The sequence below is a fragment of the Arthrobacter sp. WCS2018Hpa-7 genome, assembly GCF_031843805.1.
In the GTDB taxonomy this organism is placed as follows: Bacteria; Actinomycetota; Actinomycetes; order Actinomycetales; family Micrococcaceae; genus Arthrobacter.
This window is the reverse complement of the sequence record NZ_JAVTJB010000003.1, coordinates 204,536-229,598: the sequence shown is the minus strand read 5'-3', so window position 1 is coordinate 229,598 and position 25,063 is coordinate 204,536. Positions and strand designations below refer to the sequence as shown.

At 58.7% G+C, this 25,063-nt stretch carries 22 protein-coding genes and 1 pseudogene; 15 read left to right on the top strand and 8 right to left on the bottom strand.

All coding sequences use genetic code 11. From position 1 onward, the window contains the following. The first annotated feature begins 4 nt into the window (after window positions 1-4). The 4 genes from RQH14_RS05205 (at window position 5) to RQH14_RS05195 (ending at window position 2,492) form a co-directional block, all read left to right on the top strand. Window positions 5-814, top strand: coding sequence for a Cof-type HAD-IIB family hydrolase (locus RQH14_RS05205; RefSeq protein WP_311212279.1), 810 nt, complete (start codon window positions 5-7; stop codon window positions 812-814). Window positions 815-1,017: 203 nt separating this feature from the next. Continuing rightward, a complete protein-coding gene (locus RQH14_RS23140) occupies window positions 1,018-1,098 on the top strand; it encodes a DUF2510 domain-containing protein (protein ID WP_396136271.1) in 81 nt (26 codons plus the stop codon). 552 nt (window positions 1,099-1,650) lie between these two features. After that, the gene (locus RQH14_RS05200) at window positions 1,651-2,187 is read left to right on the top strand and encodes a DUF4041 domain-containing protein (RefSeq protein WP_311212278.1); all 537 of its coding nucleotides are present in this window, start codon (window positions 1,651-1,653) and stop codon (window positions 2,185-2,187) included. Further along, on the top strand, window positions 2,169-2,492 hold the full coding sequence (locus RQH14_RS05195) for a GIY-YIG nuclease family protein (protein WP_311212277.1): 324 nt from the start codon (window positions 2,169-2,171) through the stop codon (window positions 2,490-2,492). The genes RQH14_RS05200 and RQH14_RS05195 overlap by 19 nt, the downstream gene beginning before the upstream one ends. A gap of 199 nt (window positions 2,493-2,691) precedes the next feature. Here RQH14_RS05195 and RQH14_RS05190 read toward each other — a convergent pair whose 3' ends face one another. The 5 genes from RQH14_RS05190 to RQH14_RS05170 all read right to left on the bottom strand — a co-directional run bounded on the left by RQH14_RS05190 (window position 2,692) and on the right by RQH14_RS05170 (window position 6,692). Further along, window positions 2,692-3,204, bottom strand: coding sequence for a hypothetical protein (locus RQH14_RS05190; protein ID WP_311212276.1), 513 nt, complete (start codon window positions 3,202-3,204; stop codon window positions 2,692-2,694). 157 nt (window positions 3,205-3,361) lie between these two features. Then, window positions 3,362-4,042, bottom strand: a complete 681-nt coding sequence (locus RQH14_RS05185) for a hypothetical protein (protein WP_311212275.1) — start codon at window positions 4,040-4,042, stop codon at window positions 3,362-3,364. A 272-nt stretch (window positions 4,043-4,314) separates the two neighbouring features. Continuing rightward, the gene (locus tag RQH14_RS05180; protein ID WP_311212274.1) at window positions 4,315-4,662 is read right to left on the bottom strand and encodes a hypothetical protein; all 348 of its coding nucleotides are present in this window, start codon (window positions 4,660-4,662) and stop codon (window positions 4,315-4,317) included. 296 nt (window positions 4,663-4,958) lie between these two features. Beyond that, window positions 4,959-5,648, bottom strand: a complete 690-nt coding sequence (locus tag RQH14_RS23135) for a hypothetical protein (RefSeq protein ID WP_396136267.1) — start codon at window positions 5,646-5,648, stop codon at window positions 4,959-4,961. Between the two features lie 117 nt (window positions 5,649-5,765). Beyond that, window positions 5,766-6,692, bottom strand: coding sequence for an Ltp family lipoprotein (locus tag RQH14_RS05170; RefSeq protein ID WP_311212272.1), 927 nt, complete (start codon window positions 6,690-6,692; stop codon window positions 5,766-5,768). A gap of 1,530 nt (window positions 6,693-8,222) precedes the next feature. On the opposite strand from RQH14_RS05170, the gene RQH14_RS05165 reads away from it, so the two are divergent. Further along, a complete protein-coding gene (locus tag RQH14_RS05165) occupies window positions 8,223-8,717 on the top strand; it encodes a PASTA domain-containing protein (RefSeq protein WP_311212271.1) in 495 nt (164 codons plus the stop codon). Between the two features lie 1,436 nt (window positions 8,718-10,153). Here the strand turns inward: RQH14_RS05165 and RQH14_RS05160 are convergent. Continuing rightward, window positions 10,154-10,447, bottom strand: coding sequence for a helix-turn-helix domain-containing protein (locus tag RQH14_RS05160; protein ID WP_311212359.1), 294 nt, complete (start codon window positions 10,445-10,447; stop codon window positions 10,154-10,156). Between the two features lie 6 nt (window positions 10,448-10,453). On the opposite strand from RQH14_RS05160, the gene RQH14_RS05155 reads away from it, so the two are divergent. The 6 genes and pseudogenes from RQH14_RS05155 (at window position 10,454) to RQH14_RS05130 (ending at window position 18,555) form a co-directional block, all read left to right on the top strand. Continuing rightward, the gene (locus RQH14_RS05155) at window positions 10,454-11,020 is read left to right on the top strand and encodes a hypothetical protein (RefSeq protein ID WP_311212362.1); all 567 of its coding nucleotides are present in this window, start codon (window positions 10,454-10,456) and stop codon (window positions 11,018-11,020) included. A 459-nt stretch (window positions 11,021-11,479) separates the two neighbouring features. Then, window positions 11,480-12,811 (top strand): MFS transporter, encoded by a 1,332-nt coding sequence (locus tag RQH14_RS05150; RefSeq protein WP_311212270.1) that lies wholly within the window; start codon window positions 11,480-11,482, stop codon window positions 12,809-12,811. Between the two features lie 187 nt (window positions 12,812-12,998). Next, window positions 12,999-14,690 carry an amidohydrolase gene (locus RQH14_RS05145; RefSeq protein ID WP_311212269.1) on the top strand — a complete coding sequence of 564 codons (1,692 nt, stop codon included), beginning with the start codon at window positions 12,999-13,001 and terminating at the stop codon, window positions 14,688-14,690. Between the two features lie 122 nt (window positions 14,691-14,812). Then, the gene (locus RQH14_RS05140) at window positions 14,813-15,544 is read left to right on the top strand and encodes a maleylpyruvate isomerase family mycothiol-dependent enzyme (protein ID WP_311212268.1); all 732 of its coding nucleotides are present in this window, start codon (window positions 14,813-14,815) and stop codon (window positions 15,542-15,544) included. A gap of 157 nt (window positions 15,545-15,701) precedes the next feature. After that, window positions 15,702-17,048 (top strand): 4-aminobutyrate--2-oxoglutarate transaminase, encoded by a 1,347-nt coding sequence (gene gabT, locus RQH14_RS05135; RefSeq protein WP_311212267.1) that lies wholly within the window; start codon window positions 15,702-15,704, stop codon window positions 17,046-17,048. 39 nt (window positions 17,049-17,087) lie between these two features. Then, window positions 17,088-18,555: pseudogene (locus RQH14_RS05130) on the top strand (NAD-dependent succinate-semialdehyde dehydrogenase). Window positions 18,556-18,765: 210 nt separating this feature from the next. Here the strand turns inward: RQH14_RS05130 and RQH14_RS05125 are convergent. Beyond that, window positions 18,766-19,575: an alpha/beta hydrolase gene (locus RQH14_RS05125; protein WP_311212266.1), complete on the bottom strand. Its 810-nt coding sequence runs from the start codon at window positions 19,573-19,575 to the stop codon at window positions 18,766-18,768. Further along, complete coding sequence (locus tag RQH14_RS05120) at window positions 19,575-20,975, bottom strand: amidase (RefSeq protein WP_311212265.1); 1,401 nt, start codon at window positions 20,973-20,975, stop codon at window positions 19,575-19,577. The genes RQH14_RS05125 and RQH14_RS05120 overlap by 1 nt, the downstream gene beginning before the upstream one ends. 73 nt (window positions 20,976-21,048) lie before the next feature. Between RQH14_RS05120 and RQH14_RS05115 the strand changes: the two genes are divergently transcribed. The 4 genes from RQH14_RS05115 (at window position 21,049) to RQH14_RS05100 (ending at window position 25,010) form a co-directional block, all read left to right on the top strand. Next, a complete protein-coding gene (locus RQH14_RS05115) occupies window positions 21,049-22,077 on the top strand; it encodes a substrate-binding domain-containing protein (protein WP_311212264.1) in 1,029 nt (342 codons plus the stop codon). Continuing rightward, window positions 22,078-23,094 (top strand): response regulator transcription factor, encoded by a 1,017-nt coding sequence (locus RQH14_RS05110; RefSeq protein ID WP_311212263.1) that lies wholly within the window; start codon window positions 22,078-22,080, stop codon window positions 23,092-23,094. Between the two features lie 129 nt (window positions 23,095-23,223). Next, window positions 23,224-23,460 (top strand): hypothetical protein, encoded by a 237-nt coding sequence (locus tag RQH14_RS05105; RefSeq protein ID WP_311212262.1) that lies wholly within the window; start codon window positions 23,224-23,226, stop codon window positions 23,458-23,460. Then, complete coding sequence (locus RQH14_RS05100; RefSeq protein ID WP_311212261.1) at window positions 23,460-25,010, top strand: sodium:solute symporter family protein; 1,551 nt, start codon at window positions 23,460-23,462, stop codon at window positions 25,008-25,010. The genes RQH14_RS05105 and RQH14_RS05100 overlap by 1 nt, the downstream gene beginning before the upstream one ends. Window positions 25,011-25,063: the final 53 nt, after the last annotated feature.

The window sequence follows — 25,063 nt, the reverse complement described above, 5'->3', positions numbered from 1 at the left end:
AACCATGGCCATGTTCTGCACAGACATCGATGGCACGTTACTTAACCCGGAACGAACACTGTCTCTGCGCACGATCGAGGCTGTCAGGGCCATCCGCGCCGCTGGGCATGCCTTCGTGCTCTGTTCTTCGCGCATGCCGGAATCAATGCGGATCCTAGAGCGGCTGTACGACGGCGCCGACGAACCGCTGATTGCCTACAACGGCGGACTCGTGCTCTCCCGTTCCGGTGCGGTTGTGCACGATGTTGCGATCGCACCCGAGTACGCTCGGACGATCGCTGAATACTGCTCCGGTGTCGGCTTGCACGCGAGCTTCTTCGCCGGTGAGGATTGGCACGTCTGGGGCGATGATAAGTGGACCGCACGTGAAATCAACAACACCGGGGTTACGCCGAACTTGATGCCTTCGGAGGAATACATCTCGTCCGGTCGCGTGGATGTACACCCGCCCCACAAGGTCATGTGCATGGGTGAGCAGTCGCTGGTAGACGGGATCGAAGCGCTTCTCAGCACTGAGCCCGGTGTCGTCACCTACCGTTCAAAAGACACCTATCTTGAGATCGCCAACTCGGCTTGCTCGAAGGGGCTTGGCGTCGAGGCCGCCGCGGAAGAACTTGGCTATCACCGGGACGACTGCTACTTCTTCGGCGACAACTACAACGACATTCCGGCTTTCGCCGCCGTGGGAACCTCGATTGCGGTCGCTAACGGCAAGCCGGCTGTACTTGACGCGGCGACAATCACAACTTCTCGCCATCACGATGATGGTGTCGCAGCCTACCTCGAGGCTTGGCTCGCTGCAGGGCGATCTTAAGCGAGTCAAAGGCCCGCCTTCCATTGACCCCGGATGCCCCAACGGGTCCGTGGACTACGCATTGTGGTAAGAGATGTTCGGCGACTTCTTCAGCTTTTCGATGGGGATAGGGCAAGATCATGCTGGGAGAGCTAGGCATGTTGATCTGAACTGCTGGGTGATGAAACCCAGCAGTTCATGTTTCGACGACGATAGGTCCCTTAGTGAGAGTCCCCGCCGGCTGGTACACCGACCCTCAAGACTCTGCCTTTGTCCGCTACTGGGACGGCATTCGTTGGGACTGATCACGCCCTACCTGTTCAGCCCGCGCAGTCGGCACCTGTGCCGAGCACTCCCCAGGTGCCTGTCCAGGCTCAGCAACTTTTCCAGCAACCGCAGGAGCTGAATCCGGGACGCGCCGGCAGTGCTCGCAAGGTCAGATTCTTCGGTACCTAGAAGGCAGCCGAGACCGCCCTCGCCGACGTGGAGCGGCTACAAAGAATCCTGGATGAGCGTGGCCTGCTCGAGTTCGACCAGATAGAAGCCAGCCGCGATGAGCTCCGCCGCACGGTCGAGAACGAACGTCGGGAATGGGCATCAGAAAATCAGCAGCTTCAGTCCCAGCTGCACGCCCTGCGTTCTGAACTTGCCGAAACAGAAGGCCAGCTGGTGACCGCTCGCGCCTCGGCTTTGGTGCAGGAGGTCGGTGTCTTCGACTTTGACCACCCAGCAGAACATTCCGCTCACTTGGCGGCCAGGCTGGATTCGATCCGTGCCCAATACAAAGAGAGGCCCGGGCGAAGCAGGCCATCCACGCGACGTCGAACTTCACGTTCAATAACTCCGCGAAGCAGGGCATGAAGTTCGTGAACCAGATGTCGACCATAATGTTGCGTGCCTATAACGCCGAAGCCGAGAACTGCGTGAAAACGGTCAAAGCTGGAGACCTGGCAACCGCGACGGCTCGCCTGACTAAGGCGAAGGAACAGATCGAACGCCAAGGCACCATGATCAACCTACGAGTCGACGAGACCTACCGCCACCTGCGTATCCAGGAAATGGTGCTCGCCGCTGAACACCTTCAAGTTCTTGCCGCGGAGAAGGAACTGGAGCGCGCCCGCCGCGAAGAGCTGCGCGAACAAAAGCAGGCCGAAGCGGAACTTGCCGCCGCCCCGCAAAAGCTCGCCAAGGAACGGGCCATGCACCAGGCAAACCTGGACGCACTCATAGCCAACGGAGACCTCGAAGGCGCAGAACGAATGCGCGTCAAAATCGTTGAAGACGAACTCGCCCTCGCCGACATTGAACGGCGCGCCGCGAACATCCACCCGGCTACGTGTACGTCATCTCCAACATCGGCGCATTCGGAGAGAACATGGTCAAGATCGGGATGACCCGCCGGTTGGAGCCTATGGACCGGGTCAACGAACTCGGAGATGCGTCCGTACCGTTCCGGTTCGACGTACACGCGCTCTTTTACTCAGACGATGCCCTGGCCACCGAGGCAATGTTGCACCGGACGTTCGCCGAGCAGCCCGTTAACAAGGTCAATCTCCGCCGCGAATTCTTTCGGGTCACCCCGCATAAGGTCCTAGAAGTATTGAAAGAACACCACGTCGAACTCGTTGAATTCACCGAACAACCCACCGCCGAAGAATTCCGCCTCAGCACACCGGAGGCGGAAGCATTGCCGGTATAGGAAGGGTTGCTCCGGAACATGTGCTGAGCATTCTCTGGGGCACTCTCCATCCCTGCATCGTCGGTCGGGTTCATTTTTGGGGTTCGAGGCAAACGACAACATCATCACGCGGCGGAAAGCTAACCCACGGCCAGGGCCGTTTCGTAACGCAAGATAGCGGTGCCAATAGTTGGACCAGATCCAGAGCGCGTCGACGGAGTCAAAGCCTGCGGGGGTGGAAGCCGGCAGTTCGAAAGTCATCGGTGAAGAACCGGACGGGCAACACGTCGTCCGTTGGGACCAGAAATAGGTGCCGCTCTGAGACGTCCGCTGCGCGCGCCAGTTTATCGATGTGCGACGCCATATGGGGTTCTCCATGCCAGGTCTCGACGATGCGAGCGAAGTCGACGGGCGCCCCGTCGACGAACTCAGCGCGCGTGGCCTGGAAGATCACGACACCGGGACTGTAGGGAGTGCGTTTGAGAGTGCCCATCTCATCGGCGATGAAACGCGCTAGATCTTGCTCGCTGTCCAGGAGTTCCGAGGGCAGGTGCTCGGGCCGGTCTACGCCGTGGGCGTCGCAGAGCTCCACTGCACGCAGCACGACTCGCCGGACGGATTTGTACGAAAAGCTTGGAGCGGCGGAGCGGAACTCCCACGAGCTCTCCGCCGGCCAACACCAGCCCTCTTTCATTGCCATGCCTTGCCAGGCGATGGACGCCTTCTCCGTCACGAGTGTGACCTCCAGAACGCCTCGCTGTCCGTTAGGCCACTCGAGGAGAACGTCCACGGCCGCTTGCCGCCCGTCTGTGTCGTGGGGGACGACCGCGGCACCGGTTGCGTGCCGACCAACTGCGCAGCAATCTGCTCGGCTCTCTTCGCGAGTCCCGTCATGCAAGCAGCTTTGGTCGGCGTTTCGCGTGGTTCTCCGACGTCCAATGATGGTCGTAGAAGCCGCCTTCGGTGGGCTGATGTATCGCAGGGATAATCGTGGGCGAGGTGAGGATGGAATCGCACAGCGGCGTAAGGGCCTCGACAACCACCTGGCCCAGATGGCCGAGGATCTCGATCTGGCCAGTGGTGTTCCCGAGCAGCAAGGGCGCCATGCTGCTCATCGTTTGCTGTCCGTCCTCCTTCGGTATCCCGAAGTGGACGCCGCCCTCGACGTGTGCGTAGTAGCGCACCACGCGGCGAACGGTTAGATCAAGTCCGTCGACCATGCCGACCCTAGTGCTGGCGAAGTCTTCGACAGTCGACAACGCCATGCAATCGGCGCTGCTGACCAGGGTGGAGTCGGCCAGCCTGATGGCATATGGGAGGTCATAACCTGGTTCGTCGGGTGCCGACCAAGGCTTGATCCTGAAGTGGATGGGGACATCGAGCCTAGCGGCGCGCACGGTATCTACCAAGGAAGATCCGTCCAAGAGCAGCTTGCGGAGCAAAGGTGCTATCCCGAGCAGCTCGTAGCGGCTCCGTCTGCCGGGATCCTTGCTCCGGCGTCGCAGGTCGGATACTGTCTCGACGAACAGCCACTCGGCCAACATCATCTGAGCGCCGATATCACGCGCCATTACGAGCTCCTCCTATTATCTGACCACAAGTAGTAAAGCGAAGGCCCGGATACTCGACCCGCTTCACTGTAATTGTCGATGACTCGTGGCTGTTCGCGTTGATCGCCTTCAATTCCTTCGAGGCGTGGGTTTCTCCCAGAGGGTGTCGCTCATCTTCCCGAGTCCGAAACATCCTCATACGCATGGGAGATACCCCGAGGGCTGGGATGCTGGGACTTTCTCCTTCGGTTGCTTCAGGGACCGACCTGCTTGCTAGTAGGCCCGGAAGGTCGCTAGCTGGGAAGCGCCCACTCCAAGATGGTTTTGGTTCTGTCGTCGGAGTATCTGGCGGTGGTCATGGGCGTTGTGCTGGATCCTTGGATGATGACCCATGCCCGGTAGCAGTCCCCGGCTTTCAGCTGTTGTTCTGGTGGCCAAAAGCCAGGAACGGCTGCTGCATGCCGCCATGTCGTGCTGGCCGGCGTGTAGGTGCGGTTTGATGCATCCCTCAGAGACCATTTGTTCTGAGCAATAGTGGCGGTGGACCCCGCGGGTTGCGACGGCACGCACACCTGGATGTCGATAGCTTCTTGGTTCGGATCCTGAGGTTCGACGTCCTTGCGGTGTTCGTAGACGGTCACAGATCCACCATTGCTTAAATTTGCCGTAGTACCGAGAGGGAGCGGGCCCGTTTGTGTAGGAGTCGGGGTGGGCGTCGGTGTCGGTTTCGGTGAAGCGGTCACTGTCACGGTCTGCGTGACCGTAATTGTTGGTTGGGCAGTAGCGTCGCCCCCTGCGCAACTGGACAGGGTGGCAGGCAATACGAGCCAGAGAGCGAGGGTGCGCTGTCGCATGGTTATCCGTTCTACAGTTCAATTGTGTGGGAGAGTCCCGGCTGAGTTGAGGACTGGGAGCAAACGATTTTGTGGACGTGGTCCTAGTCCCGGCCGGTAGCGAGCCCGAAGATGGCTTTCTCGACCTGGACGGCGGACCGGTTGTGCCGGCTTCCCCACTCGGTGAGGAGCCCAACGTATTGGTCGTAGGAGCTCGTCCGGCCGAGCTGTAAGGATATTGAAGCATGGGCGAACAGCCAGTCGGCGAGCTGCTTGTCCAGGATGGGTGCAGCCGTGGCATCGTCTGATGCTTGTACGGCTGACGCGAAGTACAGCCACTTGGTGAAGAACGCGGCGCCTAGATACTTGATCCTGCCTTCGTTGCTCATGCCTCGGAATGCTTCCACTGGGCCGCGTCGACGTACGGCTATCACGCCGTCTTCGAGCCGCTCAGTTACGGAGGGAAGGACAGGCGACGCCCGTGGGTTTGTCTTGGTTCCGGTGAGGACCCATCGGGTCCTCACCGGTCCGTATCCCGTTGTACCGTATCCCCAGACCATTGCGCCGACAAAGGCGGGCAATGTTCGCCCTGCCGCCAGTTCCGCCAGGACGAGCTCACGCGTGGATGTTCGATCGACTCGCCCGGGCATCCGCTGGAGTAACTCCGTCACTTGTGGGAGATCATGCATGAGTTCCAGCCAAGGCTCCGACCGCCAGGGAAAGGTCCGTTGTTGCTTTGATTCTCTATCGAGGCGGGCGGCCAGCGCGTCAGGAACTGGAATGCCGTGAGTCATTGATTTACTCTGCTTTCGCCTCAGCTGGGTTTGTATTTCATGAACAGCGACGGGAGCTCGTGGGAACTTCTCACCACGTACGGCGTAGGCCGCCAAGCCTTCTGTGGGTTCGGGTGGCTATAGGCCGGTAGTGCTTGCGCCGTATTCGGCCTGTTCGGGGGTGAAGCCCTCGAAGAGGAGTTGGTCGACGAGGCCTGAGCGGGAGAAGGAAGTGTATTCGAGGTAGCTCTTTGCCTTCTTGGCTGCTTGTTCGTTCCAGTCAACCTTGACGCGGTCGGCTGCCCAGGTTGCATCTTCGGCGGAGTACTTCTCGAACTCGAGCTGCTTGATCAGTCCGGTGTAGGAGAATGCGGTGTACTGGAGGTAACTGCCGGCCTTCCTCAGAGCGTTTTGTTGGCTGATCGTGCCGGTTGCGGCCTTGGCAGCTGCCTCCGCCTGAGCTTTGGCAGCTGCCTCCGCCTGAGCTTTGGCAGCTGCGTCTGCATCGGCCTTCGCTTTGGCAGCTGCGTCAGCGTCCGCTTTGGCTTTAATTGCGTCGGCCTCAGCTTGGGCCTTCGCAGCGGCGTCGGCAGAAGATTTCGCCGAGGCTTCTGCGGATGATTTCGCGGCGGCAGCGGGATCGACGGTGGGCTGTGGCGAGGGGGCAGGCGCCGTAGTCTGAGTCGACGTAACCGGGGTGACCGAAGTTTGAGTACCGCCCGCCCGGGTGGCGTTCAGGATGATGCTCAGCAGAATGACAGCGGCGGTGACGATCAAGGCGACTTTCTTGTAACTGTCGTAACCGTCCAGCGGTCGGCCCTGCTTGTCCCTCGTCTTGTTGGCGAGGACCAGGATTAAGTCTACGAGTGCCCAGATGCCAAAGCCGCCGAACGTAACCAGTTTAAGAATGCCAGTGCCGACTTTGCCCAGGTAGAACCGGTCCACACCGAAAACGCCGACAAGCAGTGATAGCAACCACGTCGTCAGGAAGGACTTATTGCTTACCGGCGGCGGACCGTACATCGGAGCGGGTGGATAAGGGGAGAGATTGGGGTTTTGGCTCATGAGAGGCCTTTCAGAGGACACCTTACCGACGTGCGATGCGAAGGGTGTGGGGTGTTTGCAAATGAGAGACGCTCGTTGAGGGAACCCGGACTGGCTCTGGTCCCACATTCTGGAGACACTGCCCGGGAGGCTGGCAGGCTGGGATAAGTTATTTCTTCCCCCAAAAGCATCGCGGGCTTCCGTGCCCGTGAATGGAATATTACACCGGTTCGCGGCAATCCAAATGCCATTAGCAGAAGTGATTTAAGCAATCGCTAACTCTCGGCTCGCAAATTGCGGGCCTACCACAAAGTTCAAAGACCGGACCGTATATTTGGTCTTTTTAGGCTCAAGATTACGTCAAGGATTGATCAAGGAGAGCTCGAGTTCGGCATATCCTGGTGTTCATATCCCACCGATGATCCGGTCGTGCACGGATAAATCTGTCAATGGAAGTCGATGTTGTCTAGGAACTTCGAAGTATGTCTTGCTTCTTCCATTCAAACTCTTCGGGCGTGACAAGGCCTTGGTCCCTAAGTCTGGCTAGATGCTCGATCTGCGATGCCGCCGTCGGTGGAGCGGTGATAGCTGACGCTCTGCTACTTTGCCCACTTCGAAGTACTGCCATGATGATGGCGCTGGCGAGAGCAACTATGACTCCAAGCAAGATGAATGTCCAAACCCAGCCTGTTGCCTCTGCCAGGTTGGAGCGACATTCGGCCGCATAGGTTGTGCGCCCTAACCCGTACTCCGGTGCCAAGGCGTCCATGTATTCCGCCACACTGCTTTTATTGAACGGCGACCCACAGTTGGAGCCTGCATCGGCAAATCCCGTCATGAAGCCACAGAGAATCAAGAGAGCGCCTGAGGCGATGCCCCACCACCAGGCGGTGCCCGCTTTGCGGGCTTGGCCGCCACTTGCAAGAGTTTTCTCGAATGGCGCCGCAGGCCCCTTGTGGCCCGGCTGCAGCGGGGTGACGTTTCGCTGATTGTCAGGAGTCAGTGCTGACGTGTGAACTGTCGGACTCCAGGATGTCCCGTTGAAATGAGCAGCTAAGTTCGCATTCTGAATGTGACAGTACCATCCCGGTTGCATTCTTCTATTCTCCATTCATCGAACTTGCTCGCGTTCACTAGGTGTTCGCGCGAACGCAGAGCAAATGATCACAGAGAACAGTGAGTAGATCCTTGATCTCGAATTGTTCGAATGATGAACGGCTTAGGGCCGTTCTTTTCGTCGTTCAGAAGCGAGGTACGCTCGCGCTGGCACCATTACTGCTGTTGGTGATCCGGGGGAGTAATCGCTGTTGAAGCTCAAACTGCTGGAAATGATATTCTCCCAGAACGCCGTCACTCGACGGTTTTTCTACCTAGTCGTCTAGGCCGAGCCTTCCTACGGGGGAACCTTTGAGGAAACCACTTGCTCTGATTGCCGCTGTTGTCGTGACAGTCAGCGCTTCTGCTTGCGCACCCACAACGTCTGCTGATGGGCCGGGACAGCCGGCAGCCGCCAGCGAAGCGTCTGTGGCGAGCACCTCATCAGGGAAGCGAATGCCAGCATTGGTGAACAAGTCGTACAAGACAGGTGTTGCGGAACTCGACAGGGCCGGTATTTCCTATGTCGTCCTGGGAGCGGACGGTAGATCATACGATACGGCCGCTTACCCACCTGGCTGGGACATCACCATAGTTAAACAAAGCATCGCTTGGAATGACTCCGTGCCTCCTGGGGAAGCGGTCCACCTGACGCTCAGTGCGAACGAGGCGGCCGCGGGGTGCAAAGAATTCGCCGCGGCCAACAACTCTCTCGCGGAACAGCTTTCTGGCGGGAAGAAAAACCTTTCACTAACGGAGTGGAAGGCGGCGCAACTTTCGGCGGTGAACGGCATGGACAAGGCAGGTCTCGCCTCCACTGGTGAAGTACATGAACGGATTGAGGTTCTTGTTTCCGGCATCCCCTCTGACCCCCTTGAATTGGCTCTGACGTCGGGCCGAGCGCAAGCGCAAGCGTACAACGTGTCCCTTGATCGAATTTCGAATGCCTGACAAGCAGGAGGAACCGTTGGGTCGCTCACAAAGCTCACAATTGCACCAAGCTTTGGGGGCTAGCCGACAGCCTTGATCATCGCCGCCCAGCTCCGGCCATCGGCCACGGGCCTCTCGGTGTTTAAGACCCTGCCTGATTTCTGGTCGCATCGCTAACTGCATCGTGAGCTAGTAACGTCACGGGATGTCTCGACGCGGACCTGTCGGTATGTAGACATGAGCAGCCGCCCGCGTGCGGCATTTACCGGCCTTCCAAGGGAACAGCACGGCAACACCACGTTGACAAGCCAGGGAGGAGTGCTTGCCGCGAGACTGCAGTTATTGTTTCCGAGTCTTAACGATTGGGTCCCGCGATACGTCTCTTCGGGCGACACAGGCGGTCGGTGGATGCTCCAAGCAGCATCTGCCGGCGCGTGCTCTGACAGGCTTCTTGTGGCCGTGCAAAAAGGTCTTGGTCCATTGTCATGTAGCTCCTGCTTGCTCACCACGGACACCTGAAGGGAGGGAACACGATGAAGGCGTCGTGGCCAAGTCACTCAGTGACAGGCTAGCGAACATGTGGCTTTGAGGCAGGACAATCACGGGTCGGAAGGCGTCAGTTTTGGGCAAAGAATAGAGTGTGGACATTGTCCACACTTTCCGCCTCGAAATGGCCCGTACAATCATCGGACTGGCCCGGATTTCCGCATGTTCCCGCTACTTTGCAGTGTTTCCAGGGCTTGGAATCCCCTTCGAGTCCCACCTCGGGCACGGCATACCCCCTCGTCAGAGGGGGTTTTTGCTTTAACGTGTGTACATTCTGGTTGGTCAGGTCCCTCTGACACTGGCCGCGGGGCTTGCCTGGCGCCGCGGGTCGCCTGTGAAGTTGTGGGGAGCGGGTTCAGGGTCGCGGCTGGTCGGCCCTACGCTTGCTCTGAACTGGGGCCATGCCTTCCTCTCTTGTTGCGTCCGGTAGGTCGTGGTTGACCTACACCTCTTCATGCGTAAAGGGACTGAGCGCAACATGACTTCGAGATCCTGCGGCAAGATTCTTGGTTTTGGCTCGTTGATGGAGTCAAGAGGCTTGACTGAGGAGAGCTTTGTCAGCCCAAAGGGGGTGTGGACATTGTCCACACTTAAATCTTCTTTATTGAGCCTGATCATAGCCATTTCCTCCCTCTTGTTCGGCCTACATCTACTCATCGCGTGTGAGGGCCCGAGCGACGTGACGCCCGTTCGCAAGCGCACCTTCTGCAGGGCCGCAGCGACGTGAGAGTGCAGCCGCCACGGGCGACCGGGTGCTTTGGGGGGGGTCTCTTCAGTGTCGTCGACGCGTAACTACGACTAAATGAGGGAGTACCTCGCGAATTCCTTAGGTGCGTCGGATCAGAGCGCGAGAACTAGGATTGCCGACCTGACGGTAGACGCAACGACAAGCGGCAGCAGGTAGAAGGTCCTTATGCCCATCCAACGACGAGGCGCGCCGCGTCTTGGGGGACGGTAGGGTCAATCCCTGTGAGCTCAGCGAAACGACGGAGACGGTTTGTCAGCGTATTCCGATGACAGAAAAGCTCCACTGCCGAGTCTCCCGCGCTGCCTGTACGGAGGTAGCTGCGGACTGATTCTTCCAACCGGCTACGTTCCGTTCTAGTGCAGCCTGAAAGAGCTGCTGTAACGTCTGTCAGTAGGGGGTGCCCTGCCAGAATTAGGCTCCGGTTGGCAAGTCTGGCCCAGCCTCGCTTCCAAGTCATTGCACCATGTTCACCGCTTCTGAACACCCGAGCGAGATCGCGGGCGATAGTTGCTGCTTGACGAAGACCCCGGAGGCCCGCATCAGCATCGGTAAGTCCGACTCTGATGGTAAGCAAATTGCGTCGGAACGCATCGCGCTTGGGATCTGTCCCTTCGAGTTGCGTGGTGAACGCAATGAGTGCGTCACCACGGTGATGGGAGAACACGTTTCTGCCTGCGCGTTCGGCTTCGGCGATGAAGACCCTCAGGGCTGGCATTTCATCGGGCTCGGCGCCTACCACTATCAGGGGGCTGGCGGGGGAAATTTCAAGTTCACCGGCAATGGTGCGCAACTGTTCGTCCGTCAGTTCGGGTGTCTGGAAGAGTTCCGCCAACAGTCCCTGCCGTACGGAAAATGCTTCGTCCTGCATACGCTCACGTTCTGCGATGAATGCTCGCTGAGTCTGTCCCGCGTATTCGTCGACGGTGTCGAGCACAATCCAGGTGTGGCGAACCACCAGCGTTGCATCGTCCGGTGTTGCCACCCTGGTAAGGGCCTCCCAAAGGATGTTGTAATCAAGGCGTATAGCTGACATCAATGAGGTGATGGGGATTCCCGCTCGTGCTCGGGAGACACCGACATCAGCGGCTACAGCAACTGCTTCACGAAGCCCACCTTCACGTAGGCCGGTAACCATGGCCTCGAAGGCTAGGCGCCCCGTCCGCCGTATCTCGGAAAGGGGGATCGGGGCAGGGTCGTAACCGGGGATCGCCGTAATTCGAGAAAGAAACGCCTCGGTGAGCTCCTCAACGTCGAGCTGGTCCAGCAGCTCTTGCCAGCGCATGGAATCGTGGGGCTCCGGACCGCCGCTAAGCCGGGGTTGGTTCATGTCCATGCTTTCCACAATATGTGCTTATGCACTGTTTTTACCAAGAAGATCGAAGCAAATGCTGTGCGAAAATGGCTGTAACTCCTGAGAACCTCGTTGAACAAGATGTTTGCGGAAGATTCACGTAAACGTAAACCGGATCACGCATCAACGGAGATGACAATGAGTGAGACACTACAGGCGGCGAATTTTGAGCAACATGCCGTCAAAGAGCTGAGTAGGAAAGACGCGAACAAGGTCGCGTTGGGCGCATTGATCGGTTCCGCACTTGAGTACTACGACTTTTTCCTTTTCAGTGCCGCAGCGGCACTGGTGTTCAACGTTCAGTACTTCACAAGCGGCAACCCGACTGCGGCGGCTTTGGCCTCGTTCGCCACTTTTGGGGTTGGCGTCGCTGCCAGACCCCTGGGCGGAATCATCTTCGGTAGCATGGGCGACCGGATCGGGCGCCGGAAGACCCTGATGATCACGATCATTGGCATTGGCATGATTACTGGTCTTATCGGGGTGCTGCCGACTTATGCCGCAATCGGTATTGCCGCCCCAATTCTGCTCGTGTTGTTGCGGGTAGTACAGGGCCTCTTCGTCGGTGGAGAATGGTCAGGGGCCCTGACCTTGGTGGTGGAAAACTCCCCGTTGCACCTTCGCGCCCGGTACGCCGTGATTCCACTGATTGGTTCCCCCATCGGGACGATACTCTCTTCCGGAGGCTTCTTCCTAGTCACGATCCTCTTCACCAAAGAAAACTTTGACGCGTGGGGCTGGCGTATCCCGTTCCTCATTTCCCTGCCCCTGCTGCTCATTGCCATTTACATCCGCAGCAAGCTCGAAGAGTCGCCAGTGTTCCGCCAAATCGAAGAAGCCGGCGAAATTGAGCAGACCCCTGTCCGCTCCACCTTTAGGCATTCTTGGCGTCAGCTCTTGATCGGTATGGCTTCCTGCCTCCTCGGCATGGGCGGCTTCTATCTGGTCACCACGTTCTGCGTCTGGTACGGAGTCAACGTCCTCAAGTACCCGTCAACCCTGATGTTGCTTGGCACTATCGCTGCCGCTGTAGTAGAGATCTTTGTCATTGTCTGGAGCGGACGCCTCGGCGCTAAATATGGATCAAGCCGGGTCATACTGTGGGGCGGTATTGCCTCCGCAGTGGTAGCCGTTCCTGCGTTCCTGCTGCTCACCTCAGGTAATCCTGTTTTTGTCGTCATCGCCATGGTCCTTGCAGTCTCGACTCTCTCCTTCCCCTACGCCGGCACCGGCGCGGTTCTGACGGGCCTGTTTGAAGCCAAGACCCGCTTTACGGGTGTGGCTGTTGCAAACAACACCTCAGCCATGGTGGCGGGCTTCGTCCCCTTGATTGTCACGGGTGTAGTTGCAGCCGCCGGGAATCACTGGTGGCCCGCCGCCGCGATGCTTGTACTCATCTCGATCATTACCGCTTCGGCTGGTGCAATTGCACCCCGTTTCAGCGTGAATCTTCCCGGCTTCAAGCACTAACAAAAGCGGCCTGGGCAGTCGCCTCGATTGCCACCTCAGACCGGGCCCGGTCGTCGCGCAGGAACCCACTTGGCTAGCTGCCGATAGGGCCGCCAAGTGCTGGCAAGTCCGAGCCGGCACGCGTCTAAAGAACGGACCACTCTCATCGCAGTAAAGATGAGAGTGGTCCCCAGAAAGGAACTTCACCATGAAGCTCGACCTTCTTGTCCGGGCGAACGAGATTCTCACCATGGACCCCGACCGGCCCATTGCGACGGCTGTCGGAGTCATCGGCGAACGTATCGTCGGTTTTGATGACGAAATCGCAAGCATGGAGGCGGAGTGCAGCCTTGACTTCGGTGATGCGTGCATTACCCCGGGCCTTATCGATGCCCACTGCCACACAACATGGTGGGGTTTGGGCCTGGATGCGGTGGATCTGAGCGGGTGCAGGGGGCTCGAGGACGTTTACTCCAAGATCGAGGCTGAAGTGGAACGTCTGTCCGGTGATGCCGAGGTTTGGGTTCACGGTACAGGTTTCAACCAAGCCCACCATGGGGGACTTTTCCCTGACATAGGGCGTATTGATGACATAACTGGTAATCGCCCGCTGTACCTTCGGCACGCTTCCGGACATTCATCAATCACTAACAGCGCCACGCTGGACCTGATCGGGGCTTCACATCCCGATTTCCAGGACCCGGCAGGAGGAATTGTAATGCGGGACGCCGAAGGAAGACCTACCGGCGTCTTGGAAGAAGCCGCACAGGGATTGGTGCAGGCACTCCTACTGCCTTACTCAACCGAGAGAATCGTCCGGGCATTGGACGCTGCGACCGAACGATACGCGGCACAAGGGATAACCAGCTTCACCGAAGCCGGCATTGGCGGCGGCTGGATCGGCCACAGCCCTGTCGAGGTGGCTGCGTACCAGACCGCCACCGAAACCGGTCATCTTCATGCACGCGCCCAGCTGATGCCCTCCATGGACGCGCTGCAACCCATAAAGGGGCATCCTGCCGATTTCTACCATCAAGGAGGAGGTCTTGGACTGGGCTTGGGACTTCGTTACGGCTTCGGAGACGATTACGTCCGGTTCGGACACGTCAAAGTCTTCCTTGACGGCTCCCTCCTGGGCGCAACCGCTGCAGTAACCGAATCCTTCTGCGGACACGATCACAACACCGGCTACCTTTTGGACGAACCAGGCACCTACCGAGAGCGCGCCTTGAGTGCCTACCGTGCTGGGTGGCCTCTGGCGCTGCACGCCATTGGCGATGTAGCCATCGACCTGGCGATGGACCTCATCGAGGAGGCGCAGGACAGATACGGCCGCGGCGAAGCACCTTGCCGAATCGAGCATTTCGGCATGGCCCGCCCGGACCAAGTCGTTCGCGCCGGTGTCCTCGGCATCGCAGTGGCCCCTCAGGCAGGATTCATTGGCCCCTTAGGCGATCAGATTGTGACTCTGGTTGGGCCCGACCGGGAATCCTGGCTATACAGGGGCCGGTCCGTTATCGACGCGGGAGCCCTTCTCGCAGGATCTTCCGACCTGCCGGTAGCAGATAACAACCTGCGCAGGGGCATGCAATCAGCCGTTGACCGGCGAACGAACACAGGCCTGCCTTTCGCCACAGGGGAGGCCATCACACCTGAGGAAGCACTTAGAACGCACACAGAGTGGGCTGCTCGCGCCACCGGTCAATTCCGGGACAAGGGCACGCTGGAACGCGGCAAACTCGCCGACTTCACGGTGTTCTCTGAATCGCCACTGACGGCCCGCAACATCGCCGAGATCGACGTCGTGGCCACGATTCTTGGCGGCCGGCTGAGCTATGACGCCCGGAAAGCACTTAAGAGTCCGACACCTCAATTGCAGCTACAGTCGGTCACCAACTGACGACCGAATATCCCAACCCAAACGCACACAACAAAGAGGATCTAACGGTGCACGAAGTAAAAAGTTCAACACGCTCGCTATCGGATGCAGACCCAGCCGACGAACCGGCAACAATGATCGCATTGGATCTCGCCCTCGCGCGCGACGGACAGGCAAGCTTTGACCGGCTGATCCGCGAGCTGGACCCCGAGGACCTCCAGAGCGAATCGCTCCTACCCGGATGGACCCGGGCACACGTCATCGCGCACATCGGCTACAACGCTCGAGCACTTGCCCGGTTGGTCCAGTGGGCGCAGACAGGGATTGAGAATCCGATGTACGAATCGCCTGTGTCACGGGCGGATGAGATCGACCTCGGGTCGACACTCTCCCACACGAGTCTGACCCGGCTTTCCTCGCAGGAGGCCGCACAGCTCGACGAAGCTTGGACAAAACTTCCCGACGATCGCTGGACCTACAAGGTAAAGAACGCGCAAGGACGCATGATTCTCGTTTCCGAGACTATTTGGATGCGGGCCCGCGAACTATGGCTGCATGCCATCGACCTCAACACCGGAGCAACCATCCAGGACATACCCCTGCCAGCCGCAGCCCGCATCCTGCAGGACGTGTTAACTACTTGGGAGAGCCGGGACGGCCATCACGTGCGCGCTGTCCCAACAGACGCCCACACAGACTTTCAGCCTGGCACTGAAGGCGAACCCGGACCTGCAGCCGGCGACATTCTGTCAATCTCCGGCACACTTACAAACCTCCTGGCTTGGGCCACCGGACGTGGTCACGATGGCGTCGTGGTGATCAACGCGGATGGACGTGAGATCGGCCCCGCGCCGACGGCGCACCGCTGGATCTAATTGGCACTGCCGAAGAAGCCCAACCAAGGCGCCTCTGCCCAGGAAGACCACACGTGCAGGTATTCGGGTCTGCCTCGTCCTCCCGGAAATTCCGCAGATGCCCCACGCACTAATCACCAAAAAATCTCCTCAACAACTCTTGAAAGAAGAGGTCACCATGTCGGCTCCACCAATAACAGGCGGCCCCACTCTCCCGCAGGTGCGGAAGCTCGTGAGCACAATCCCTGGCCCGAAATCACAGGAACTGCTGGCCCGCAAGGACGCAGCCGTTGCCACAGGCACCGGCGGAGTGCTCCCAATTTCAGTAGTAGCCGCCGGAGGCGGGGTGCTGATCGACGCCGATGGCAACTCCCTTATTGACCTCGGTTCCGGCATCGCCGTCACCGGAGTCGGTAATTCAGCCCCCGCTGTGGTGCAGGCTGTGCGGCAGCAGGTCGAGCAGTTCACACACAGCTGTTTCACCATCGCCCCCTATGAGGGCTACGTCAAAGTCGCCGAGAAGCTCAACGCCATCACTCCAGGGGACCACGAAAAACGCTCGGCCCTCTTCAGCACCGGTGCTGAAGCCCTGGAGAACGCGGTCAAGATCGCTCGCCACTACACCGGCAAGCAGGCCGTGGTTGTCTTCGACCACGCGTTCCATGGGCGAACCAACCTCACGATGGGAATGACCGCAAAGAACATGCCCTATAAGAACGGGTTTGGACCCTTCGCCCCCGAGATCTACCGGGTCCCTGCCTCCTATAGCTACCGAGACGGACTCACAGGCCCTGAGGCAGCTGCACCATCGATACTTCAAATGGAGAAGCAGATCGGTGCCGAAAATGTCGCTGCCGTCATCATCGAACCCATTCAGGGTGAAGGCGGCTTCATCGCCCCTGCCAACGGTTTCCTACCCGCCCTGCAGGAATGGACATCCCAGAACGGGGTCATTCTCATCCTGGACGAGGTGCAGACCGGCTTTGCCCGTACCGGTGACATGTTCGCTGCCAACCATGAGGGCATAGTTCCGGACCTGATGACATTCGGCAAGGGACTGGCCGGTGGGCTTCCTCTTTCGGCAGTAACTGGCCGTAAAGACATCATGAACTCCGCCGTGGACGGAGGACTCGGGGGTACCTATGCAGGCAACCCCATCGCCTGTGCTGCCGCTCTGGCAACGATCGAAACCTATGAAAAGGAAAACCTGACGGAACGTGCACGGGCAATCGGTGCCATCATCACCGATTTCTTCGCCGGTCTAGCGGCAGAGGATGACCGCGTCGGCGACATCCGCGGCCGCGGTGCCATGATCGGCATCGAGTTCGTCGAAACGGGCAGCCGGAGACCAGCCGCTGCGTTGACTTCTGCCATCGCGAAGAAGTCAGGCCAGAACGGCGTGCTGGTACTCACATGCGGCACATACGGCAACGTGCTCCGGTTCCTGCCGCCGTTGTCCATATCAGATGACTTGTTGCGCGAGGGCCTTCAGGTCGTGGCGGAAGCTTTCAAAGCAACTGCCTGAACCACAGCAAAACAACTACACATACTTAGAAGGACAGCGATGACTTTAAAACCCCACGAGCAAGAACTGATCAACCAGGTGCAAACCGGTCTCGGCATCGGAGGGACGTGGCAGCCCTCTTCGGCCGGTGCGACATTCGACGTGCAAGACCCGGCAACCGGGGAAGTCATCAAAACGATCGCCGATGCGACCGTCGACGATGCCCTTAGGGCGCTCGAAGCTGCCGTAACGGCGCAGGAGGCGTGGGCTGACACCTCTACACGCGGACGCTCAAACATCCTGCGCCGAGCGTTCGACCTTCTAATGGATCGCCACGAGGACTTTGCACTGCTCATTAGCATCGAAATGGGCAAGCCGATCTCCGAGGCCCGCGCCGAAGTGACCTATGGAGGCGAGTTCCTGCGCTGGTTCTCTGAGGAGGCTGTACGCGTCCGCGGCGACTATCGTCCTACTCCTGAGGGTGCTGGCAACATCGTCGTATCCCACCTTCCGGTCGGGCCCACCTATTTCATCACGCCGTGGAATTTCCCCTTGGCTATGGCAACCCGCAAGATAGCACCAGCCTTGGCGGCCGGCTGCACGGTGGTCATCAAGCCCGCCGAACTGACTCCGCTGACGACCATCTTCTTGGTACAACTGCTCGAAGAAGCGGGCCTACCGGCAGGAGTTGTAAATGTGGTTCCTACCACCTCGCCGGCCGACCAGTCCAGCGTGCTGTTAAAGGACGCCCGCCTCAAAAAGCTCAGCTTCACCGGTTCGACCCCTGTCGGTGTAAAGCTCCTTGAAGCCGCAGCCCAGAATGTCCTGCGAACTTCTATGGAGTTGGGGGGGTAACGCCCCGTTTATCGTCTTCGAGGATGCAGATTTGGATCGAGCCGTGGAGGGTGTCCTGCTGGCGAAGTTCCGTAATATCGGCCAGGCATGCACTGCGGCGAACCGCATCATCGTCCATGAATCAATCGCAGATACTTTTGCTCAACGCGTGAGCGACCGGGTGGCCCAAATGAAGATCGGCAGGGGAGCTGAGGAAAGTACTGACATCGGCGCTTTGGTCGACGGCCGTGCGGTCGCAAAGGCTGAGCGTCTGGTTGCTGACGCCGTAGCGACCGGCGCAACGGTTCTCACTGGAGGTAAGTCCATTGAAGGTCCTGGCAGCTACTTCGAGCCAACAGTTCTGGATCGGCTCAGTTCCAACTCGGCTCTGATGTCCGAAGAGATCTTTGGACCGGTCCTTGGCATCATCCGATTCACCAATGAGGAGGAAGCAGTCAAAATCGCCAATGACACAGACTATGGGCTGGTCAGCTATGTGTTCACGGAGAACGTTCACTGCGGCCAGCGCATGATTGAAAAGCTGCAGACGGGAATGATGGGCTTAAACACCGGTCTCATCTCCAACGCCGCAGCACCCTTTGGCGGTATTAAGCAGTCCGGTATCGGCCGGGAAGGCGGTTTTGAGGGCATCAGCGAGTTCCTCTCAACCAAATACACCCTTATCCCGCGCTGATAGCAGCGGCCATACCGGTCGCTGCAGGGCTCAACGGTACCTATTGAATCTGACAGACAGTGAGGCCCTCACGTTCCATGCCGAACGTGAGGGCCTCACCTTTTCCTCCGCATTCATCTGGCCGGCACGCAGACGAAGCGGAAAGGAAGTTCACCCGAACACCCCGGGGAGCTTGAGAACGAGCCTTCTGGTCCTTCTGAAATCGGCACACTAATTGGAATGTTGGTACTCGTTGTGCTTCGAGACTGCTTGCGTAAGGTGCTCAGCCAGAAGGCCGGGTGCTTCGCTGTGGGCCAGGTGACCCTGATTTGCCAGCCGAACGACCTCGGCTTGGGGGAGGACTTGAGAGAAGGCGGTGAAAGCGACACCGTATGGCGGCTTCTCCTCGTTGCGTTCGCCAAGCATCAGGGTGACTGGAGCCGTGATTTCGCTGTATCGGGAAAGCGCTGCAACATGGTCATTTATAGCAGTCAGCTCATCAGCCAAGGGGTGAACAAGAAGACGGAGGACAGGCCAAATAGGGTCCGCGCGCAGCGCTGCCATGTATTCGGCGGAGTAACCCGCCATGACCCGCTTGACCACCTCGACAGCGCTGTCCAGGTCGCCCCTCCCGAGAGCAAGACGTAGGGGTTCAAGGGCGTTCGATCCGAACGGGCTTGAGACGGGCTCATACGCGATGACAGAGCGCAGGTTGCGTCGCTCTGTCGCCGTTTCCAAAGCAATCAGTCCGCCATAGCTCCAGCCGAACAGGTGGATGTCCTCCTCGAGGGTGTCGAGGATGTGGTGCAAATCGTCAATTTCAGTCCGGACCGAGTAGCCACGACCTGTCGGGCCGCTAGGGAGCCGCCCGCGGCGGTTAATGACCATTATCGGGTTATTCAAATTCAATGCATCGGCGACTGGGCGCCAGGTATACGCATCGGACATAACGCCTGGAACTATCACGACGGGCGGTCCGCTGCCTTCTCGTAGCTCGGCAGTCAAAATTGTTCCCTCGCGGTTGAAGGTAAGTGTTCGCATCAGTTTCCTTTCATCGGGTGCTGGGTCTCTTCAATTTGCGCAGCCACCCTCAAAAGTTGGGATTCGGCTCCGGGGGGACCTACCAGCTGTAGTCCAGTCGGCAGCCCCTCGGTCGTGCCCGCTGGAATGGAGATGGCCGGGAGTCCTAAAACGCTCCATGGGCTTGTAAGGGAGAGAAGAGCCTTCCGGGTCTCTAGGCTGCTCCCGTCGATGAGCTCCATACGGCTGTTCAGCCGGGGAGGGGCCAGGGGGATCGTCGGAAGTGCCAGAACCCCGTACCGATTTAGCAAAGGTTGGATTCTTTGGCGGGCACTGTGCCTAAGCTCCATCGCCTTGACGTACTCCCAACTGAGAATCTCGCCGCCGGCAAGCAACCGAGCGAGTACTTCGGGGTCGTAAAGTTCGGGCGAGTTGTATATCAACTCAGAATGTTGGGCGTATGCCTCACTGCCTTGGATGATCCCGTATGCCTCTCTGAGGTCACTGGCTTCCGGGACGTCGGCGTCCCCGGTGAGAAGTTGATCGACCCTGCTTCGGGCCGCACTAGTGATTGAAGGCTGCGTCGGATATATCGAATCCGGCTTGATCCATCCGATACCAGGGGGGAGAGCTACAGTATTGGTGCCCCTCAATGCGGTCCACAGCAGGAGACAGTCGGCCGCGGTGCGGGCCAGCAAGCCTATGGTGTCCAGAGATGGTGACAATGGCACCATCCCGCGGGTGGGCAAAGCTCCGTGGGTTGGTTTGAGCCCTACAACCCCGCAGCAAGCAGCCGGAATACGAGCGGAGCCGCCGGTGTCGGTACCGAGCGCCAACGGGATGATGCCAGCGGCAACCGCGGCAGCAGACCCGCTGCTCGAACCACCAGCCATGTGGTCCGTATCGTGTGGGTTGCGCGTAGGGCCGGTGGCCGAGCGATCTCCGGTAGGTCCGTTCGCAAATTCGTGGGTCGTGGTCTTCCCAATAATGATCGCCCCTGCCTGGACGAGCCGTTCAACGCATTCGGCGTTTTCACGGGCGAGGTGGTTTTTTCGGTGACGCGAACCTGCAGTTGTTGGCATTCCTCGCACATCGATGACGTCCTTAACGGCAACAGGAATGCCGTGCAGCGGCCCCCGATCAATGCCCGAGGCCAGTTCAGTGCGAGCCTTCGCCGCCGCCGCGTAGGCGCCGTTTTCATCGAACGAGACGAACGCGTTGATCGAAGGCTGCCACCGGTAGGCCTCCTGCAATGCAATGCTTACAAGGTCCGCTGGCGCGATAAGCCCACTCCGCATCATGGCGGCGAGCTCGGAAACACCAACGTTGGCGAAAAACCCCGCTCCAGAGGGTTTCTTCAGTTGTGCTTCGGGCGATCGCATACATCCCTCTTCGCAGTTGATTGTGGTGGTGAACTGCATGTAACCATACCCAAACGTTTGGGACAATCGTTTGGTAAGATTTGTACTCAAACCTCAGAGGGAGTTTTCAACGATGCCAGGTAGATATAAAAGCAGCTCGGTCACGCTGAAAACGATTGCGCAGGCGGCGGGGCTCGACGTCTCGACAGTGTCGAGGGTTCTCAGCGGATCTCCTGATGAGGTTTCGCGTGCGGCATCACCGGCTACGGCAGCAGCAGTGCGTGATTGGGCTCAACGGCTCGGTTATCAACCCAACCCACACGCAAAGAGCCTGCGAACGGCGCGAAGCAATCTGATCGGAGTGCTGGTTCCCCGCTTGTCTGACATGGTGCTCGCCACTATCTACGAGGGAGTGGAGGACGCGGGTGCCCGCAATGGACTGGCCACGTTTGTAATGAACACTTATGACCGCCCCGCCGAACAGCGCGCCAGGATTGATTTGGCTTTGTCCCGTCACGTCGATGGCCTCATACTCGGCGACGCGCACCGGGACGCAGTGGTGCTGGATGAAGTGGCGGCCCGCGGGGTGCCTTTCGTTCTCGTGAGCCGGTACGCGTCCAAGTATCCATCCGTGACATGTGATGACTATCTGGGAGGCCGCCTTGTTGCCGAGCACTTTCTGGACCTTGGGCACGTGAAGGTCGGCGTAGTCGCCGGCGAGCCTTTCGCCAGTACAGGCGTGGACCGGAGCAGTGGCTTTGTCGATACGTACCGGAAAGCGGGTATTGAAGTGTTAACAGTGAATTCCGCCTTCGATGCGAGAGGCGGCCATGAGGCAGCGGAATACCTCATCAAACAAGCCCCTAATTTGACAGCCATTTTTGCTGTCAATGACTTCGCTGCTATCGGTGTTCTGGGCGCAGTGCGCGACGCTGGACTGCGTCCCGGCAGGGACGTCGCCGTGGCGGGCTACAACGACACTCAGCTCGCAGCCGAGTTGCCGTTGCCCTTGACCAGCGTGCGCTCACCACTGCACACCATGGGGACCCGGGCGCTGGAGTTGCTCGTGTCAGTTCTTCGTGGACAGAATCCGTCTTCTGAGCGCTTAGCTCCGGAGTTGGTCATCCGGGAATCAACACTTCCTCTAGTCAGGAATAGTTAAATGCGCGCCTATCCCACATTAGAAGCTCCTATGGCAGCAACGCCGGTCATCCTTGAGCGCGCAGAGCAAGTTACCAGGCTCCTTCGCGACTTGGTAAGGTGCGATGCTGTCTTGCTGTCGGCGTCGAGTCCTTCCGGAGAACGACCCCAGCACCAGCAGCTGGCCTCAGACGGCTATTCGGAGGACGCGGTGTCACAACTGCTTGAGAACTTCATCCCGGAAACCAAGAATCCAGGATTCGGAGTCGTGCGAAACCGAGTCCGTCATGCTCTCCGTTGGGCAGACCTCGATCGTGACTGGGACGTCCACTTTGCATTCACATCCCTGGCCGAAGAATATCTTCGACCGGCAGGCTTTAACGAAGGCATATCTGCGAGCCTTTGGTTGCCCGGAGGGCACCACGTGGGAGCCATCCATATGAACTGGGGGACGGCGCGGTCTGCTACAGAAGAAACCAAGAGAATCGTCGAACAGTTCCTTCCGGTGCTTGCCTCCGCCTGTGACCCATCGCAACCGCGCCGGGTCTTGGCCGAAGAATTGCATGGCGACGCAAACGTAGCGGTGATGGCTGCAGGTCTTGACCAAGCCATTGCTGGCCGTGAAGTAGGCATGACCCTGCGATCGGACGGACCCTTGTGGCCACTACTTCTGCCGCTTGCCCGCCGCGGAGACAACAGCTACATCTGGATTGGAGATCAGGGGAGTTACCACAGAATCAGCATCACACGATGTATACAGAACGCCGCCCTTGTGGCGGAACGAGAAGTGTTACCGCCCTATGGGCTAACTCCCAGAGAGCTTCAGATCGTCACACTTCTTGCTGATGGCATCAGCAACCCTGCGATAGCCGATCACCTGGTAGTTAGCCGGCGAACGGTCTCAACTCACGTCGAACACATCCTTGCAAAGCTTCGGGTTTCATCCCGTGCTGAGGCGGCCGCTCTAGTTAGCCGCGAGGGACTGCGACTCATTCAAGCAGCCCCCAGGCGTTTGCCCGTCCCGTCTCAGAGAGCTTAGCCAAGGACGGTGACTCCTCCTCAGGAGGACAAGATACGTCAAGTGACCGATATCACTTAGGATCAAGCTTGCTTAGGCTGGGATTTGTCAACGATGACACCCCCAAAACATAGTCCTAAGTGAGGCATCATGGAACGCGCAGAGATTCATCGGCGGTCCCTTACTAATCTTCTTTTCGGAACGCTGTTCACGCTGATTTTCGTGCTGGCCTTGGCGCCACCGCTGTACATTGCACTTTCTGAAGAACACGCGCTGGTTGCCGGTGTCCCCGGCTCCATCTGGTATCTCCTCTTGGTTTCAGCCGCACCCATCTTGGTGGCTTACGGCCTGTGGCGCGTTGAGGGACGACGGGGGGAGTTGGACTGATGCTTATCACCTTCGGAGTCCTCGCCGCGTTCTTTGTGCTTATCGTCCTCGTGCTCCATAAGACCAAACATGGCCGCAGCGTCTCAAGCTTCAGCAGCTACGCGGTGGGCGAAAGATCGTTCTCCAGCTGGTTCGTGTCAATGGCTTACACCAATTCGTGGTGGCCCGGCTCCACATTCACTGCGGTCTTCGGCTTTGCCGTCATCAGTGGTGTCATTGGACTCTATTTCCTCGTCTACTCCACCTTGGGCGTTCTCGCCATGTACTTCATAGCTCGACCAGTGTGGAAATGGGGCAAACAGTTCGACCTGCGCACCCAGTCAGACCTGCTGTCGCTGCGCTATAACAGCCCTGGCCTGAAACTGCTTAGCAGCGCTATCAGCGTTGTCGCGCTACTACCCTGGCTCATCCTCGGACTCATTGCCATGGGTGCGGTCATCCAATGGGCTTCTCTGGGAAACCTCTCCTTCGAAGTCTCGATTCTGATCGGCATCGCAGTGCTCGTGATTCGCCAGTTCTGGACTGTGCAAATGGGCATGCGTGGACTGATCGTCACCGATATGGTTCAGGGGATCGTGGCATACATCGGTTCTGCCGTTCTGTGCTTGGGCCTGCTGATCTTCTACTTCGGCGGCTTCTCCAATCTTGAACAGCTCACCACCGCGCAGCTAAGCCTTCCGGGCTACGGTTCAGAAAGCGGCGAATGGTTCTATTTCGGAATTGTTGCTTCCGGGATCATCGGCAGCTTGTGCTGGCCTATGATTTTCACCCGGATCTATACAGCCGGCAGTGTTCGGGAAGTCAAGAAGGGCTCCCTCCAAGCCATGGTCATCGGGTTTGTTTTCTTTGTGTTGCTTATGGCTGTTGCGCTTTGCGCCGCGCCCATGTCTCTTGCGTCGGCGGATCCGTTGTCGGCATTCTTCGCTCTCACGCAAGACGCGGGCGGAACCTGGCTCCTTGCCTTTGCCCTGCTCATCGTTTTTGCGGCCAGCATGGGATTTGTTGACGGAGTCACACAGTCTCTTGGAACGCAGGTCGCTAACGACATAGTCGGCGTGATTCGGCCTCTGAGCGATAAGCAGGAACTCTATCTGGCCAAAGGATCCATGGCTGGCGCAGCCATCATTGCAGCAGTCATCGCAAATCAAATTTACGGTTGGTCAAACCTGGCCGGAGTGGCCCAGCTTGCCTACCAAGCGATCATCCAGCTGGCTGTACCGATCTTCGGTGGACTGATCTGGCGCCGAGGCAACAAGGATGGAGCAATTGCCGGGCTTCTCATCGGCACAGTGATAGCCCTGGTGCTGACCATTCCCTACATGGACACGGGAGGCGCAGTTCCATGGCTCGGCGGGTTTGGAGCCGGCTTGCTCGGGTTGATCGTCAATCTAATTGTCTACATCTTGGTCAGTTTCATCCGTAAAAGCAGCGACGCCGAGCTGGCCAGAGTAGACGGTCTCTTTCGTGCCGCCCGAGCCCGTACCGAAGTGCTGGAGGGCGCTTCTGTGTTGACGGATGCGAAATCAGTACCCAGCCAAGAACCAGCATGACCTCCCGTGTAAGGCTCGAGGAACTGCCTCTGGCCAACGGGTCTGACAATAGG

Excerpts from the sequence above, each read along its gene's own strand:
- RQH14_RS05100 (WP_311212261.1), top strand. The coding sequence starts at position 23,460 with ATGCTTATCACCTTCGGAGTCCTCGCCGCGTTCTTTGTGCTTATCGTC.
- RQH14_RS05170 (WP_311212272.1), bottom strand. The coding sequence starts at position 6,692 with ATGAGCCAAAACCCCAATCTCTCCCCTTATCCACCCGCTCCGATGTAC.
- RQH14_RS05185 (WP_311212275.1), bottom strand. The coding sequence starts at position 4,042 with ATGGCGCGTGATATCGGCGCTCAGATGATGTTGGCCGAGTGGCTGTTC.
- RQH14_RS05155 (WP_311212362.1), top strand. The coding sequence starts at position 10,454 with ATGTTCACCGCTTCTGAACACCCGAGCGAGATCGCGGGCGATAGTTGC.
- RQH14_RS05125 (WP_311212266.1), bottom strand. The coding sequence starts at position 19,575 with ATGCGAACACTTACCTTCAACCGCGAGGGAACAATTTTGACTGCCGAG.
- RQH14_RS05205 (WP_311212279.1), top strand. The coding sequence starts at position 5 with ATGGCCATGTTCTGCACAGACATCGATGGCACGTTACTTAACCCGGAA.
- RQH14_RS05165 (WP_311212271.1), top strand. The coding sequence starts at position 8,223 with ATGCCAGCATTGGTGAACAAGTCGTACAAGACAGGTGTTGCGGAACTC.
- RQH14_RS05145 (WP_311212269.1), top strand. The coding sequence starts at position 12,999 with ATGAAGCTCGACCTTCTTGTCCGGGCGAACGAGATTCTCACCATGGAC.
- RQH14_RS05200 (WP_311212278.1), top strand. The coding sequence starts at position 1,651 with ATGAAGTTCGTGAACCAGATGTCGACCATAATGTTGCGTGCCTATAAC.
- RQH14_RS05160 (WP_311212359.1), bottom strand. The coding sequence starts at position 10,447 with ATGACTTGGAAGCGAGGCTGGGCCAGACTTGCCAACCGGAGCCTAATT.
- RQH14_RS05105 (WP_311212262.1), top strand. The coding sequence starts at position 23,224 with ATGGAACGCGCAGAGATTCATCGGCGGTCCCTTACTAATCTTCTTTTC.
- RQH14_RS05120 (WP_311212265.1), bottom strand. The coding sequence starts at position 20,975 with ATGCAGTTCACCACCACAATCAACTGCGAAGAGGGATGTATGCGATCG.
- RQH14_RS05115 (WP_311212264.1), top strand. The coding sequence starts at position 21,049 with ATGCCAGGTAGATATAAAAGCAGCTCGGTCACGCTGAAAACGATTGCG.
- RQH14_RS05195 (WP_311212277.1), top strand. The coding sequence starts at position 2,169 with ATGGTCAAGATCGGGATGACCCGCCGGTTGGAGCCTATGGACCGGGTC.
- gabT (WP_311212267.1), top strand. The coding sequence starts at position 15,702 with ATGTCGGCTCCACCAATAACAGGCGGCCCCACTCTCCCGCAGGTGCGG.
- RQH14_RS05110 (WP_311212263.1), top strand. The coding sequence starts at position 22,078 with ATGCGCGCCTATCCCACATTAGAAGCTCCTATGGCAGCAACGCCGGTC.
- RQH14_RS23135 (WP_396136267.1), bottom strand. The coding sequence starts at position 5,648 with ATGACTCACGGCATTCCAGTTCCTGACGCGCTGGCCGCCCGCCTCGAT.
- RQH14_RS05150 (WP_311212270.1), top strand. The coding sequence starts at position 11,480 with ATGAGTGAGACACTACAGGCGGCGAATTTTGAGCAACATGCCGTCAAA.